This is a genomic window from Streptomyces sp. NPDC017056, assembly GCF_044332485.1.
In the GTDB taxonomy this organism is placed as follows: domain Bacteria; phylum Actinomycetota; class Actinomycetes; order Streptomycetales; family Streptomycetaceae; genus Streptomyces.
The window spans coordinates 114,895-128,090 of sequence record NZ_JBIRPD010000001.1 but is presented as its reverse complement, the minus strand read 5'-3'; the positions used below and the strand labels follow the sequence as shown (position 1 = coordinate 128,090).

15 protein-coding genes and 1 pseudogene are annotated in these 13,196 nt (G+C 70.1%); 7 read left to right on the top strand and 9 right to left on the bottom strand.

Annotation, left to right across the window (positions count from 1 at the left end):
• Position 1: 1 nt before the first annotated feature.
• Positions 2-739 carry a methyltransferase domain-containing protein gene (locus tag ACH4OW_RS00575; RefSeq protein WP_360138886.1) on the bottom strand — a complete coding sequence of 246 codons (738 nt, stop codon included), beginning with the start codon at positions 737-739 and terminating at the stop codon, positions 2-4.
• 86 nt (positions 740-825) lie between these two features.
• A complete protein-coding gene (locus tag ACH4OW_RS00570) occupies positions 826-1,422 on the bottom strand; it encodes a DUF3043 domain-containing protein (RefSeq protein ID WP_360138883.1) in 597 nt (198 codons plus the stop codon).
• Between the two features lie 306 nt (positions 1,423-1,728).
• Between ACH4OW_RS00570 and ACH4OW_RS00565 the strand changes: the two genes are divergently transcribed.
• From ACH4OW_RS00565 to ACH4OW_RS00545, 5 genes are all read left to right on the top strand, one after another.
• Positions 1,729-2,529 carry a PspA/IM30 family protein gene (locus ACH4OW_RS00565; protein ID WP_360138880.1) on the top strand — a complete coding sequence of 267 codons (801 nt, stop codon included), beginning with the start codon at positions 1,729-1,731 and terminating at the stop codon, positions 2,527-2,529.
• A 75-nt stretch (positions 2,530-2,604) separates the two neighbouring features.
• Positions 2,605-2,883 carry a hypothetical protein gene (locus ACH4OW_RS00560; protein ID WP_398023818.1) on the top strand — a complete coding sequence of 93 codons (279 nt, stop codon included), beginning with the start codon at positions 2,605-2,607 and terminating at the stop codon, positions 2,881-2,883.
• 94 nt (positions 2,884-2,977) lie between these two features.
• Positions 2,978-4,288, top strand: coding sequence for a sensor histidine kinase (locus ACH4OW_RS00555; RefSeq protein ID WP_398023815.1), 1,311 nt, complete (start codon positions 2,978-2,980; stop codon positions 4,286-4,288).
• Complete coding sequence (locus ACH4OW_RS00550) at positions 4,285-4,971, top strand: response regulator transcription factor (protein ID WP_360138871.1); 687 nt, start codon at positions 4,285-4,287, stop codon at positions 4,969-4,971. The genes ACH4OW_RS00555 and ACH4OW_RS00550 overlap by 4 nt, the downstream gene beginning before the upstream one ends.
• Before the next feature lie 187 nt (positions 4,972-5,158).
• Entirely contained in the window at positions 5,159-8,308 is a 3,150-nt protein-coding gene (locus ACH4OW_RS00545; protein ID WP_398023813.1) for an efflux RND transporter permease subunit, read from the top strand.
• Positions 8,309-8,361: 53 nt separating this feature from the next.
• Here ACH4OW_RS00545 and ACH4OW_RS00540 read toward each other — a convergent pair whose 3' ends face one another.
• The 4 genes from ACH4OW_RS00540 to ACH4OW_RS00525 are packed head-to-tail and all read right to left on the bottom strand — an operon-like array spanning position 8,362 to position 9,962.
• The gene (locus ACH4OW_RS00540) at positions 8,362-8,640 is read right to left on the bottom strand and encodes a DUF397 domain-containing protein (protein ID WP_398023811.1); all 279 of its coding nucleotides are present in this window, start codon (positions 8,638-8,640) and stop codon (positions 8,362-8,364) included.
• Positions 8,641-8,644: 4 nt separating this feature from the next.
• Positions 8,645-8,929, bottom strand: coding sequence for a DUF397 domain-containing protein (locus ACH4OW_RS00535; RefSeq protein ID WP_398023808.1), 285 nt, complete (start codon positions 8,927-8,929; stop codon positions 8,645-8,647).
• A gap of 5 nt (positions 8,930-8,934) precedes the next feature.
• Positions 8,935-9,141, bottom strand: a complete 207-nt coding sequence (locus tag ACH4OW_RS00530; protein ID WP_398023806.1) for a DUF397 domain-containing protein — start codon at positions 9,139-9,141, stop codon at positions 8,935-8,937.
• On the bottom strand, positions 9,120-9,962 hold the full coding sequence (locus ACH4OW_RS00525) for a Scr1 family TA system antitoxin-like transcriptional regulator (RefSeq protein WP_398023804.1): 843 nt from the start codon (positions 9,960-9,962) through the stop codon (positions 9,120-9,122). The genes ACH4OW_RS00530 and ACH4OW_RS00525 overlap by 22 nt, the downstream gene beginning before the upstream one ends.
• A gap of 343 nt (positions 9,963-10,305) precedes the next feature.
• Between ACH4OW_RS00525 and ACH4OW_RS00520 the strand changes: the two genes are divergently transcribed.
• Positions 10,306-10,536 carry a hypothetical protein gene (locus ACH4OW_RS00520; protein ID WP_398023801.1) on the top strand — a complete coding sequence of 77 codons (231 nt, stop codon included), beginning with the start codon at positions 10,306-10,308 and terminating at the stop codon, positions 10,534-10,536.
• Positions 10,537-10,575: 39 nt separating this feature from the next.
• On the opposite strand, the gene ACH4OW_RS00515 is transcribed toward ACH4OW_RS00520, so the two are convergent.
• From ACH4OW_RS00515 to nadA, 3 genes and pseudogenes are all read right to left on the bottom strand, one after another.
• Complete coding sequence (locus tag ACH4OW_RS00515; RefSeq protein ID WP_398023799.1) at positions 10,576-10,827, bottom strand: type II toxin-antitoxin system RelE/ParE family toxin; 252 nt, start codon at positions 10,825-10,827, stop codon at positions 10,576-10,578.
• Positions 10,824-11,082, bottom strand: a pseudogene (locus ACH4OW_RS00510) (type II toxin-antitoxin system Phd/YefM family antitoxin). The gene ACH4OW_RS00515 and the pseudogene ACH4OW_RS00510 overlap by 4 nt, the downstream one beginning before the upstream one ends.
• A gap of 189 nt (positions 11,083-11,271) precedes the next feature.
• The gene (nadA, locus tag ACH4OW_RS00505; RefSeq protein WP_398023797.1) at positions 11,272-12,459 is read right to left on the bottom strand and encodes a quinolinate synthase NadA; all 1,188 of its coding nucleotides are present in this window, start codon (positions 12,457-12,459) and stop codon (positions 11,272-11,274) included.
• 298 nt (positions 12,460-12,757) lie between these two features.
• Between nadA and ACH4OW_RS00500 the strand changes: the two genes are divergently transcribed.
• Positions 12,758-13,111 carry an iron-sulfur cluster assembly accessory protein gene (locus ACH4OW_RS00500; protein WP_003982392.1) on the top strand — a complete coding sequence of 118 codons (354 nt, stop codon included), beginning with the start codon at positions 12,758-12,760 and terminating at the stop codon, positions 13,109-13,111.
• Positions 13,112-13,196 lie beyond the last annotated feature (85 nt).

The following is a 13,196-nucleotide window of genomic DNA, read 5'->3' as shown; positions in this document are numbered from 1 at the left end:
ATCACCCGCCCTGGCGCGCCTCGCCGCCGGGACCGCCCCGCACGCCGCACAGGTGCAGCAGTGCCGCGACCGCGCGGTACGGGTCGGTGCGCCCGGCCCGGTCCTCGGCGGCGAGCAGCCGTTCCAGCTCGCCGGCGGCCGGGGGCGGCACGTCGTCCGCCGCGATGTCGGTGAAGACCCGCACGCCGTACCAGGTCGCCAGCGGCGCGCCGATCCCGTCCAGCGTCGCGGTCAGCGCCGCCAGGCGGTCGGCCCGCACCTTCAAGCCGATGCGGTTGGTGTAGTCGGGGGAGTCGAAGGCCGCCAGGGCGGTGTCCCAGTCGCCCGACAGGCCGGGCCGCAGCGCCAGCGCGTCGGCGTTGCGCACCAGCAGCGACAGCAGCCCGCCGGGGGCTAGTACGCGCGCCAGCCCGGCCAGCATCGGGTCCGGCTCCGGCACGTACATCAGCACGCCGTGGCACAGCACCACGTCGAAGGCGCCGGGCGGGAAGTGCACGCCGGTGTCCCGGCCGTCGCCCTCTATCAGCTCCACCCGGTCCTGGATGCCGGCCGGCTCCTCCGCCAGCGCCGCGCGGGCCGCCGCCAGCATCGCCGGGTCGGACTCCAGGCCGGTGACCTTGTGGCCGGCGCGGGCCAGGCGCAGTGCCTGGGTGCCCTGGCCGGTGCCCACGTCGAGGACCCGCAGCCGCTGCCCGACCGGGAAGCGCGCGGAGATCTGCTCCTCCAGCTGGCGGGCCACCAGCTCCTGGCGCACCGTGTTGCGCAGTCCGCCGAGGTTGCCGAGCCACTGCCCGGCGCCCCCGGCAAAGCCCGCGGGGGTCGCGCTCAGGGCCGCTCTCCGCGCTTGACCTGCGGCTTCGGCAGGCGCAGCCGGCGCATCTGGAGCGTACGCATCAGGGCGTACGGCTTGACGCCCTTGTGGTTCTCGTTCGGGAAGCGCTGCTTGAGGCGCCGGTTCAGGGCGAACCACAGCACGAAGGAGTCGACCACGATCAGCACGATGATGAACAGCCACAGCAGCAGCGCGATGTTCTGGATCTGCGGCTGGCGCAGCATCGTCAGCACCAGGATGATCACGGCCATCGGCAGGAAGAACTCCGCCACGCACCAGCGCGAGTCGACGAAGTCCCGGGCGAAGCGGCGCACCGGGCCCTTGTCGCGCACCGGCAGGAACCGCTCGTCACCGTTGGCCAGCGCCTCGCGCTGCCGCGCCATGTCGGCGCGACGCGCCTCACGCGACGCCTTCGCCGCCTCCTTGCGGTTGGCCGGCGTCTGCGCGCGCGTGCGGCGCTGCGACTGCGCCTGACTGCGCTTCGGCGTCGGGCGGCCCTTCGGGGCCTGCGGGTCACGGGGCTGCTGGGGCTGGGACGCGGTCACCTTGGTGGTCGCGGCCTGCTCATCCTTCGAACGGCTTCGGAACACAAAACCCAAGGGTACGGCTTGGCGGTGCATGGACCACAGCGGCATGGGGAACGATCCGGCAACGGCGCGGGCCTGCCGTCGGCGCCACGTCGGGGACGTATCGGGACGGAGCGGGCATGTAGGAGTTCCCCTGAGCCGTCCCTACACCTTGCGCCGGAGGAGAGCCCGTCCCTGATCGTCCTGTAGGAGGAGCGCATCCGGGCCCGAACAGTGCGGTAATGGAACCAAGGCCCGTACTGTGGGGTCTGTAGATGTGCTGGAGCCTAAGCCCGATGTAACTCGGTCAGAAGGGGGCGCGCGAGGCCCATGAGCGGTGTCATGAAGCGGATGGGGATGATCTTCCGCGCGAAGGCCAACAAGGCCCTGGACCGGGCCGAGGATCCGCGCGAGACCCTTGATTACTCGTACCAGAAGCAGCTGGAGCTGCTCCAGAAGGTCCGGCGCGGCGTCGCCGACGTGGCGACCTCCCGCAAGCGCCTGGAGCTCCAGCTCAACCAGCTCCAGGGCCAGTCCTCCAAGCTGGAGGACCAGGGCCGCAAGGCCCTCTCGCTCGGCCGCGAGGACCTCGCCCGCGAGGCCCTGTCCCGCAGGGCCGCGCTCCAGCAGCAGGTCACGGACCTGGAGACGCAGCACCAGACTCTCCAGGGCGAGGAGGAGAAGCTCACCCTCGCCGCCCAGCGCCTCCAGGCCAAGGTCGACGCCTTCCGCACGAAGAAGGAGACGATCAAGGCCACGTACACCGCCGCCCAGGCCCAGACCCGGATCGGCGAGGCGTTCTCCGGCATCTCCGAGGAGATGGGCGACGTCGGCATGGCCATCGAGCGCGCGGAGGACAAGACCGCGCAGATGCAGGCCAGGGCGGGCGCGATCGACGAGCTGCTCGCCTCCGGCGCGCTGGACGACCCGACCGGCATGGCCAAGGACGACATCACCGCCGAGCTGGACCGGCTCTCCGGCGGTACGGACGTCGAGCTGGAGCTCCAGCGGATGAAGGCCGAGCTGGCCGGCCCGGGCGCCGACAAGCAGGCCATCGAGGGCGGCCAGGCGGGCCAGGGGCAGCAGGCCCCGCAGGCGCAGCCGGGGCAGCCGCGTTTCGACAAGCAGTGAGCGGCGGCGGCGGTTAGCCTCGTCGGGACCGCCGCACCGGAGAAGAGCGTCGCACCGGACCAGAAGGAGACCGTCGTGATCGTACGGATCATGGGGGAGGGGCAGGTGAGGCTCGACGACGCGCACTTCGCCGAGCTGAACAAGCTGGACGACGAGCTGCTCGACGAGATGGAGAGCGGCGACCAGGAAGGCTTCCGGCGCACCCTCGGGGCTCTCCTGGACGCGGTGCGCCGCCTCGGCACCCCGCTGCCCGACGACTCCCTGGAACCGTCCGAGCTGATCCTGCCCGCCGAGGACGCGAGCCTCGACGAGGTCAGGCAGATGCTCAGCGACGACGGCCTGATCCCGGGCTGAGAAGCCGCCCGGACGCACCGGGCGGCCCGCACCACCTCCAGCGCAGGCAGCGCCCCGGACCCCGCGCGGGTCCGGGGCGCTACCGTTTGTCTCCGTGACTCCCTCCGCCGCCCGCGGGCAGGCCGGTCCGCGTCCGGGCACCGGGCCGCTCGCCTGGCCCCGCGCCCACCCGCGTGCCTTCGACGCCGTACTGGCGCTCGCCGTCCTCGTGGCGATCCTGGTCGGCGCGGTGGCCCACCCGCACGGCCCGCACGGCCCCCGGTTCGGCGAGCGCGAACTGACCGCCACCACCGTGGTCCTCGCCGTCACCGCGAGCGGCGCCCTGGTGCTGCGCCGCCGCTTCCCGCGCAGCGTCCTGGCGGTCACCGGCAGCTGCACCGTCCTCGAACTGATCCTCGAAGCGCAGGCGCCGCGCGCCCCCGTCGCCTGCGCCGTCGTCATCGCCCTGTGCACCCTCGCGGCCCGCACCGACCGCTCCACCACCTGGCGCGTCGGCGCGCTGACCGTCGTCGTGCTCACCGCCGCCGCGATGCTCTTCGGCGCCCGCCCCTGGTACGCCCAGGAAAACCTGGGGATCTTCGCGTGGACCGGCATGGCCGCTGCGGCCGGGGACGCGGTACGCAGCCGGCGCGCCTTCGTCGCCGCCATAAGGGAACGGGCCGAACGCGCCGAACGCACCCGCGAGGAGGAGGCCAGGCGCCGGGTCGCCGAGGAGCGGATGCGGATCGCCCGCGAGCTGCACGACGTGGTCGCGCACCACATCGCCCTGGTCAACGTGCAGGCCGGGGTCGCCTCGCACGTCATGGACAGCCGCCCCGACCAGGCCAAGCAGGCGCTCGCGCACGTCCGCGAGGCATCCCGCTCGGCACTGGACGAACTGCGCGCCACCGTCGGCCTGCTGCGCCAGTCCGACGACCCGAAGGCGCCCACCGAACCCGCGCCGGGCCTGGGCGTACTGGACCAGCTCGTGGACGGTTTCGTACGCGCCGGACTGCCCGTCGACCTCGACGTCCCGCAGCAGCAGGACGCGCTGCCCGCCGCCGTCGACCTCACCGCCTACCGCGTCGTCCAGGAAGCGCTGACCAACGTCCACAAGCACGCCGGCGCGGGCGCCCGCGCGACGGTGCGGATCGTCCGCTCCCCCGGCGATCTGACCGTGACCGTCCTGAACGACGGCACGGGCACGCCCGCCGGCGAAGCGGGGCCGGACAGCACGGAGGAGCGCGGCGGCGGCCACGGCCTGATCGGCATGCGCGAACGGGTCACCGCGCTGCGCGGCACCGTCGAGACCGGCCCCCGCCCGGCCGGCGGCTTCCGGGTCCGCGTACGCCTGCCGCTCCAGACGACCCAGACCGCACGGGCCGAAGCGCCCGCCCGCACCTGCCGCACGGGGGAGACCGGATGACCATAAAAGTACTGCTCGCCGACGACCAGGCACTGCTGCGCAGCGCGTTCCGCATCCTTGTCGACTCCGAACCCGACATGGAGGTGGTGGGGGAGGCGTCCGACGGCGCCCAGGCGTACGAGCTGACCCGCGCCAAGGGCGCCGACGTCGTCCTGATGGACATCCGGATGCCGGGCGTGGACGGCCTCGCCGCCACCCGCATGATCAGCGCGGACCCGGACCTGACCGCCGTACGCGTCGTCATCCTGACCACGTTCGAGGTCGACGACTACGTGGTGCAGGCGCTGCGGGCGGGCGCCAGCGGCTTCCTCGGCAAGGGCGCCGAGCCGGACGAACTGCTCAACGCCATCCGGATCGCGGCCGCCGGCGAGGCGCTGCTGTCCCCGGCCGCCACCAAGGGGCTGATCGCCAGGTTCCTCGCGCAGGGCGGCGACACGGCCGACGACGGGCCGGGCCGCCGCGGCGCCGCCGGACTGGACACGCTCACCGGCCGCGAACGCGAGGTGCTGGTGCTGGTCGCGGGCGGCCTGTCCAACGACGAGATCGCCGAGCAGCTCGCGGTCAGCCCGCTCACCGTCAAGACGCACGTGAACCGGGCCATGGCCAAGCTGAGCGCCCGCGACCGGGCGCAACTGGTGGTCGTCGCGTACGAATCGGGGCTGGTGCGCCCACGGGTGCGGTAGGCCCACGGGTGCAGTAGGGGGTGGAGACCGCCGTACTCCGAACGTTGTACGGCGGTGGGGCGGAAACCGACCTGGGAGCGAGGAAAACCGGGTGGGGCGTGGCGGATCGTTTAGTCGGGCCAGTGGTGCCCGTCCGCCGAGAACGCCGTACGACCACGCCGTACAGAACAGAAGAGAGACCCCACCCATGTCCTGGCTGTCCCGACTCAGCCTCGTACAACGGGGCCTGATAGCGCTGATGTCGATCGTCGCGATCGCCTTCGGCGCCATCGCGATCCCCCAGCTCAAACAGCAGCTCCTGCCCACCATCGAACTCCCCATGGTGTCCGTGCTGGCGCCCTACCAGGGAGCCTCGCCCGACGTCGTCGAGAAGCAGGTGATCGAGCCCCTGGAGGACGGAATCCAGGCGGTCGACGGCATCAAGGGCGTCACCTCGACGGCGAGCGAGGGCTCGGCCGTCATCATGGCCCGGTTCGACTACGGCAACGACTCCAAGCGGCTGGTCGCCGACGTGCAGCAGGCCGTCAACCGGGCCCGCGCCAAGCTGCCCAAGGACGTGGACCCGCAGGTCGTGGCCGGCTCGACGGACGACATCCCGGCCGTCGTGCTCGCCGTCTCGGCGACCGGCAAGGACCAGCAGGCGCTGGCCGCCCAGCTCGACCGCAGCGTGGTGCCGGACCTCAAGAACATCGAGGGCGTCGGCCAGGTCTCCGTGGACGGCGTCCGGGACCGCATCGTCGCCGTCACCCCCGACGACGCCAAGCTGGCGCAGGCCGGGCTCACGGCCGCGGCCCTCGGCCAGGCCCTGGAGGCGAACGGCACGTCCGTACCCGCCGGTTCGTTCGCCGAAAAGGGCCGGAGCAACACCGTCCAGGTCGGCTCGGGCTTCACCTCCGCGCAGCAGATCCGGGACCTGACGGTCACCCCGGCGGCGGGCCCCGGCGGCGCCTCGGCCGGCAAGCCGGTACGCCTCGGCGACGTCGCCACCGTCAAGGAGGAGCAGGCCGCCCCCACCTCCATCACCCGCACCAACGGCAAGCCCAGCCTGGCCGTCATGGTCACCATGGGCCAGGACGGCAGCGCCGTCGACATATCCGGCGCCGTCAAGGACAAGCTGCCGAAGATCCGCGCCGCGCTCGGCAAGGGCGCCGAGGTCACCGTCGTCTCCGACCAGGGCCCCGCGGTCTCCAAGTCCATCGACTCGCTGACCACCGAAGGTCTCCTCGGCCTGGTCATGGCCGTGATCGTCATCCTGGTCTTCCTGCTCAGCCTGCGCTCGACGCTGGTCACCGCGGTCTCCATACCGCTGTCCGTCGTCATCACGCTGATCGTGCTGTGGACCGGCGACCTGTCGCTGAACATGCTCACCCTCGGCGCGCTGACCATCGCCATCGGCCGCGTCGTCGACGACTCGATCGTCGTCCTGGAAAACATCAAACGGCACCTCGGCTACGGCGAGGAACGGCAGCAGGCCATCCTGACCGCCGTCCGCGAGGTCTCCGGCGCGATCACCTCCTCCACCCTCACCACCGTCGCGGTCTTCCTGCCCATCGGCGTGGTCGGCGGCATGGTCGGCGCCCTGTTCGGCTCCTTCTCCATCACCGTCACGGTGGCCCTCCTCGCCTCCCTCCTCGTCTCCCTGACCGTCGTCCCGGTCCTCTCCTACTGGTTCCTGCGCGCCCCGAAGATCCCCGAGGGCACCGACCCCGAGGAGCTGCGCCGGGCCGCCGAGGCCAAGGAGAGCAACAGCCCGCTCCAGCGCCTGTACGTCCCCGTACTCCGCTTCGCCACCCGCCGCCGCGTCACCAGCGTCGTCATCGCCGTCGTCGTCCTCCTCGGCACCTTCGGCATGGCCCCCCTCCTCAAGACCAACTTCTTCGACCAGGGCGACCAGGACACCCTGAGCGTCAAGCAGGAACTGGCGCCCGGTACGAGCCTGGCGGCCGCCGACGCGCAGGCAAAGAAGATCGAACGCGTCCTCGGGGACCTCACCGAGGTCGAGGACTACCAGGTCACCGTCGGCTCCTCCGGCTTCATGGCGGCCTTCGGCGGCGGCAGCGGCGCCAACCAGGCGTCGTACCAGCTCAAGCTGAAAGAATCGGCCGACTCCGGCAAGGTCACCGACAAGCTCCGCGCCGAACTCGACAAACTCGGCAAGGACATCGGCGACACCACCGTCTCCACCGGGGGCGGCGGCTTCGGCAACCAGGACCTGAGCGTCGTCGTCAAGGCCGCCGACGCGGACGTACTGAAAAAGGCATCCGAGCAAGTACGGGCCACCGTCGCCGGCCTCGACCACGTCACCGACGTACAGAGCGACCTGGCGCAGAGCGTGCCCCGCATCTCCGTCCAGGCCAACGCGCAGGCGGCGGCCGCCGGTTACAGCCAGGCCACCCTCGGCCAGGTCGTCGCCCAGGCCGTACGCGGCACCACCAGCGGCAAGGCGATGATCGGCGACACCGAACGGGACATCGTCATCAAGTCCGCCCACCCGGTCACCTCTGAGGCCGCCCTGCGCGACCTGGCCGTACCGACGCCCGCCGGCCCGGCGAAACTCGGCGACCTCGCCACGATCCGTACGGTCGCCGGCCCCGTCCAGAGCACCCGCATCGACGGCGCCCGGTCCGCGACGGTCACCGCCAAGCCCACCGGCGACAACACCGGCGCGGTCACCGCCCAGCTCCAGTCCAAGATCAAGGACTTGAAGCTGCCGGAGGGCGCCACCGCCGAGATCGGCGGCGTCTCCCAGGACCAGACCGACGCGTTCGCCAAGCTGGGCCTGGCGATGCTGGCCGCCATCGCCATCGTCTTCATGCTCCTGGTGGCGACTTTCCGCTCCCTGATCCAGCCCCTCATCCTCCTCGTCTCCATCCCCTTCGCGGCCACCGGCGCACTCGGCCTGCTGATCGCCACCGGCACCCCGATGGGCGTCCCGGCGATGATCGGCATGCTGATGCTCATCGGCATCGTCGTCAACAACGCGATCGTGCTGATCGACCTGATCAACCAGTACCGCGCCCAGGGCTACGGCATCGTCGAAGCCGTCATCGAAGGCGGCCGCCACCGCCTCCGCCCCATCCTCATGACGGCCCTCGCCACGATCATGGCCCTCCTCCCGATGGCCCTCGCCGTCACCGGCGACGGCGGCTTCATCTCCCAGCCGCTGGCAGTCGTCGTCATCGGCGGCCTGATCACCTCCACCCTGCTCACGCTGCTGCTCGTCCCGACGCTCTACGCGATGATCGAACTCCGCAAGGAACGACGGGCCGCGAAGCGGTCGGCCCGAAGGGCCGGCGCATCCGGCGAAACCCGCACGCCGGAGGCGGCGGGAGTCTGATCCGCACACGGCTCAGCCCGTCCCAGGAGGCATCTGGGACGGGCTGACGCGCGTCAGGCTGCCTTGAGGGCCGTGATGAACGCGCCCCAGGAGGCGGCGGGGAAGGTGAGTATGGGGCCGTGGGGGGTTTTGCTGTCGCGTACGGGGATGGTGCCGGGGAAGTCCTCGGCTACCTCAACGCATTCGCCACCGTTGGTGTTGCTGTGGCTGCTCTTACGCCAGCGGTCTGCACCGGGAACGTCGTCGGCGACCTCGACGCAGTTGCCCCCGCCGGCATTGCTGTAGCTGCTCTTGCGCCAGCGGCCTGCGCCGGTATCGAGTGGGCGCTGCATGGACTTAACCTTCTGCCGTCTTGAGGGAGGCAATGAACGCGCCCCAAGAGGTGGACGGAAAAGTGAGTATGCGGCCGTGGGGGTTCTTGCTGTCGCGTACAGGGACGGTGCCGGGGAGGTCGTCGGCGACCTCGACACAACTGCCACCGTTGGTGTTGCTGTGGCTGCTCTTGTGCCAGTGGGCCGCGCCGATGAAGTCTTCGGCGATCTCGACGCAGTTTCCTCCGTTGGTGTTGCTGTAGCTGCTTTTGCGCCAGTGGGCTGCGCTGATGTCGAGGGGGAGCGGCATGGCCTTCACTCCTCTGTTGTTTTGAGGCTTGCGATGAAGGCGGTCCAAGAGGTGGCTGGGAAGGTAAGTATGGGGCCGCGGGGGTTTTTGCTGTCGCGTACGGGGATGGTGCCGGGCAGGTCGTCGGCGATCTCGACGCAGTTGCCCCCGTTGGCGTTGCTGTAGCTGCTCTTGCGCCAGCGAGCGGTGCTCAGCTCGGGGGTGTTTCGCATGGCTGGTAAGCCTCCATCGCTTTGCGGATCAGATTGGCCGACTCCGCCGGCGAGAGGGCGATGGCGCGCAACACCTCGTACTGCCGCCGCCACAACCTCACCGCGTCCGCCGCCTCGTAGAGGTGACTGGTTTTGATGCCTTCTTCGTAGGCCACCGAGGAGCCGTTGGGGAGCGTCAGCAAAGTCAGTGCGCCGCTCATCAGGGTGTGCAGGCCTGCATTGAACGGCACCACCTGAACTTTACTGTGTGGAGTATCCACTTGCTCCAACAGTGAAGCCAGCTGTTCGTACATGCATTCTCTGCTGCCCGCCTGCCTTCGGATGACGGACTCGTCGATGATCGCCCACCGGTAGGGAGGCGCCTCAGACTGCTGTGCTTGCCGTGACATCCGAGCAGCAACATGCTCCTCGATTTGCTCGGCGGTCCAGCAGTCGAGGCTCTTGAACAACACTCGGGCGTACGCCTCAGTCTGGAGTGGCCCTGGGACGACCTGCGGCTCGTAGTTCTCGATCGTCTCGGCCTGTGCCTCCAGGTCCATGAAGCGCCGGTACTGGTCCGGATGCGCCTCCCGTCGTGCGAGTTGGTACAGGCCGTGGAAGTGCTCGTCCGTGCCGAAGGCTGCGTCCAGCCTGGACGGGAGGTCGGGGGGTGGCATCAGTTCCGCTGTTTCGATGCGGGCCAGTGTGCTCTTGCTGGAGTTGACCACGTCAGCCAGCTGCACCAGCGACAGTTTCGCGGTCTCGCGGAGGCGGCGTTGTTCGGAGCCGAAGTAGTGGCGGGCGGATACGTAGGGGTTCAGGTCTCGGGGCGTGAACTTCATGGGGGGTGCGCCTCTCTGCCGTCCCATTCTCAACGGTGGGACGGAACGGCCCTGTTGAGATCCACGTCACACGGTGACGATGGCGGTGCACACGGTAGTCGCCGGGTGTTCAGTGATGCCGAAGAAGGCGAGAATTCATGTTTCATCGCATCGTGCGCCGACAGCCCCGGTCGCGCCCGGCCGGGCGGTACGTGCCCGCTGTCCGGGCGCCGCGCCGCGTCGCCGGGGTGGCGGCGTGATGACCGGTAACCGGTGCGGTGCGCCGCTGCGCCTCCTGCCGTGGACCACGCCTGCGGGTGGGGCGTGCTACCTCAGTACGGATGACTCGGAGAGTCTGCTGTCCTTGATCGCTGACGAAGCGGAGGAGGAGCTGTTGCAGGCCGCGGAGGGGGTGGTGGCGGGCGACTCCGGGCCTCGGGAACTGCGCCGCGCGCTGCGTGACGTGCTGCGCATTGCGGTCAGTCGTGGGGCCCGGCTGGTGCAGGAGGAAGCGCAGCCTTGCGAGCACGGGGCGACTGAGAGGTGCGGGGGCAAGACGTTCTGCTGTGGGTGTCGACGGCAGATCTATCTGTGAGACCTGATGCCTGAGACCTGCGGGGCAGCGTTCGCCGCGTCAGCCGAGTCGGCCGAGCTGAATGATCACGATGGTGATGGCGGCTTCGGTGACCTCGTACAGCACTCGGTAGCGACCGACATGCATGCGTCGCAGGTCAGGTGAGCCGTACTCCGCTGTGCCTGCCGGGCGCGGCTGGGCGGCGAGCAGGTCGACGGCGTCCATCAGCTGGCGCAGCCCGTCGGGATCGTCCGTCAGGAACGGGGCAGCCGCGTCAATGGCGGCCGGGTCCCAGGTGATCTCGTACGTCAACTGTGTGACAGTCCGAGCCTGGCGCGTACTTCGTCGTGCGGGACGCTCGCGGCCTCACCGGATACCTGCCGCGCGCGATACCGCGCCAGCGCCAGGGCGTCTTCCAGGTCGGCGAGTTCCTGGGGGTTTATCAGTACGGCTGCCGGCCGGCCGGCCGTGATCGGTGATCGTGATCCGCTCGCGCGCGTGGGAGGCGCGGCGCACCAGTGACCCGAACCGGGCGCGCGCTTCGGTGATCGGCAGAGTGTCACCCATGCACAGAGTGTCACCCATGCACAGAACTGTACGCTTCGCGCTGGTCCGGGGAGGGCTTGCGGGCGAGGGCCGCCCCGCCGGGTCCGGAAGCGGGCCTGGAAGCAATATTCCCGTGGGGCCCGCCCCGGGCCCTTAGTCCGGTACGGGCCCCACGGGCCACGGCTCTCCGCGCGCCGAAGGCGCGCTCCGCTACGGCAGTGCCAGCATTCGTTCCAGGGCCAGCTTTGCGAAGCTCTCTGTTTCGTGGTCCACCTGGATGCGGTTGACGACCTTGCCCTCGGCGAGGGATTCGAGGGTCCAGACGAGGTGGGGCAGGTCGATGCGGTTCATGGTGGAGCAGAAGCAGACCGTCTTGTCGAGGAAGACGATCTCCTTGTCCTCGGCGGCGAAGCGGTTGGCCAGGCGGCGGACGAGGTTCAGTTCGGTGCCGATGGCCCACTTGGAGCCGGGCGGGGCGGCTTCCAGGGCCTTGATGATGTATTCCGTGGAGCCCACGTAGTCGGCGGCGGCGACGACCTCGTGCTTGCACTCGGGGTGTACGAGGACGTTCACGCCGGGTATGCGGGCCCGTACGTCTTCGACGGATTCGAGCGAGAACCGGCCGTGGACGGAGCAGTGGCCCCGCCAGAGGATCATCTTGGCGGCGCGGAGCTGGTCGGCGGTCAGGCCGCCGTTGGGCTTGTGGGGGTTGTAGACGACGCAGTCGTCCAGGGACATGCCCATGTCGCGTACGGCGGTGTTGCGGCCCAGGTGCTGGTCGGGCAGGAAGAGGACCTTCTCGCCCTGTTCGAAGGCCCAGTCCAGCGCGCGCTTGGCGTTGGAGGAGGTGCAGATCGTGCCGCCGTGCTTGCCGGTGAAGGCTTTGATGTCGGCGGAGGAGTTCATGTACGAGACGGGGACGACCTGCTCGGCCACGCCGGCGTCGGTGAGCACGTCCCAGCACTCGGCGACCTGCTCGGCCGTGGCCATGTCGGCCATGGAGCAGCCGGCGGCCAGGTCGGGCAGGACGACCTGCTGGTCGTCGGAGGTGAGGATGTCGGCGGACTCGGCCATGAAGTGCACGCCGCAGAAGACGATGTACTCGGCGTCCGGGCGGGCCGCCGCGTCGCGCGCCAGCTTGAAGGAGTCGCCGGTCACGTCGGCGAACTCGATGACCTCGTCGCGCTGGTAGTGGTGCCCGAGGACGAAGACCTTGTCGCCCAGCTTCGCCTTGGCGGCGCGGGCGCGCTCGACGAGTCCGGGGTCGGACGGTGCCGGCAGGTCGCCGGGGCAGTCCACGCCGCGCTCGCTCTTGGGGTCGGCCTCGCGGCCGAGGAGCAGCAGCGCGAGCGGGGTCGGCTGGACATCCAAGGGCTGGGCGGTGGTCACAACACGCACCCTCTCTTTTCGCAGATATAAGCGCGGCGGAGCCGCACCGGTGGGGCCGGTGCGGACGTGCACCGGAGACCTTTTCGTCTATTTGACGCTATCTATCATAGCCGCTTCACGTCAGTTTGACGATGGCCATCGCGTCGATGTGACGCATCCCCGTGCCCGGGCCGCCCCGCGACCCGCCGCCGGTGTGCGAGCATGAACGTGGAAGGCCAACAACACGTCGCGCCCAGCCGGAATTAATCCGGGGCCCCATCGGTTGCAGCCGAGGGCAAGCGGTCCGTACAACCCGGGAGAGATCTAGATGAGCGTTCAGGACGAGACCACCGTCGGCGACGGCATCATCCTGTCCGACGCGGCCGCGTCGAAGGTGAAGGCCCTGCTGGAGCAGGAGGGCCGCGACGACCTCGCGCTGCGCGTGGCCGTCCAGCCCGGCGGCTGCTCCGGCCTGCGCTACCAGCTCTTCTTCGACGAGCGGTCCCTCGACGGCGACGTCGTCAAGGACTTCGGCGGCGTCAAGGTCGTCACCGACCGGATGAGCGCCCCGTACCTGGGCGGCGCCTCCATCGACTTCGTCGACACCATCGAGAAGCAGGGCTTCACGATCGACAACCCGAACGCCACGGGCTCCTGCGCCTGTGGTGACTCCTTCAACTGACCCGCGACCGACCCGAGGGTCGGCTGAGGAGCAGAGCGCGTACGACGGCGGCGCCCCCGGTGGGGAGCGCCGCCGTTGTCGTATC

Excerpts from the sequence above, each read along its gene's own strand:
- ACH4OW_RS00565 (WP_360138880.1), top strand. The coding sequence starts at position 1,729 with ATGAGCGGTGTCATGAAGCGGATGGGGATGATCTTCCGCGCGAAGGCC.
- ACH4OW_RS00550 (WP_360138871.1), top strand. The coding sequence starts at position 4,285 with ATGACCATAAAAGTACTGCTCGCCGACGACCAGGCACTGCTGCGCAGC.
- ACH4OW_RS00545 (WP_398023813.1), top strand. The coding sequence starts at position 5,159 with ATGTCCTGGCTGTCCCGACTCAGCCTCGTACAACGGGGCCTGATAGCG.
- ACH4OW_RS00540 (WP_398023811.1), bottom strand. The coding sequence starts at position 8,640 with ATGCAGCGCCCACTCGATACCGGCGCAGGCCGCTGGCGCAAGAGCAGC.
- ACH4OW_RS00535 (WP_398023808.1), bottom strand. The coding sequence starts at position 8,929 with ATGCCGCTCCCCCTCGACATCAGCGCAGCCCACTGGCGCAAAAGCAGC.
- ACH4OW_RS00530 (WP_398023806.1), bottom strand. The coding sequence starts at position 9,141 with ATGCGAAACACCCCCGAGCTGAGCACCGCTCGCTGGCGCAAGAGCAGC.
- ACH4OW_RS00525 (WP_398023804.1), bottom strand. The coding sequence starts at position 9,962 with ATGAAGTTCACGCCCCGAGACCTGAACCCCTACGTATCCGCCCGCCAC.
- ACH4OW_RS00500 (WP_003982392.1), top strand. The coding sequence starts at position 12,758 with ATGAGCGTTCAGGACGAGACCACCGTCGGCGACGGCATCATCCTGTCC.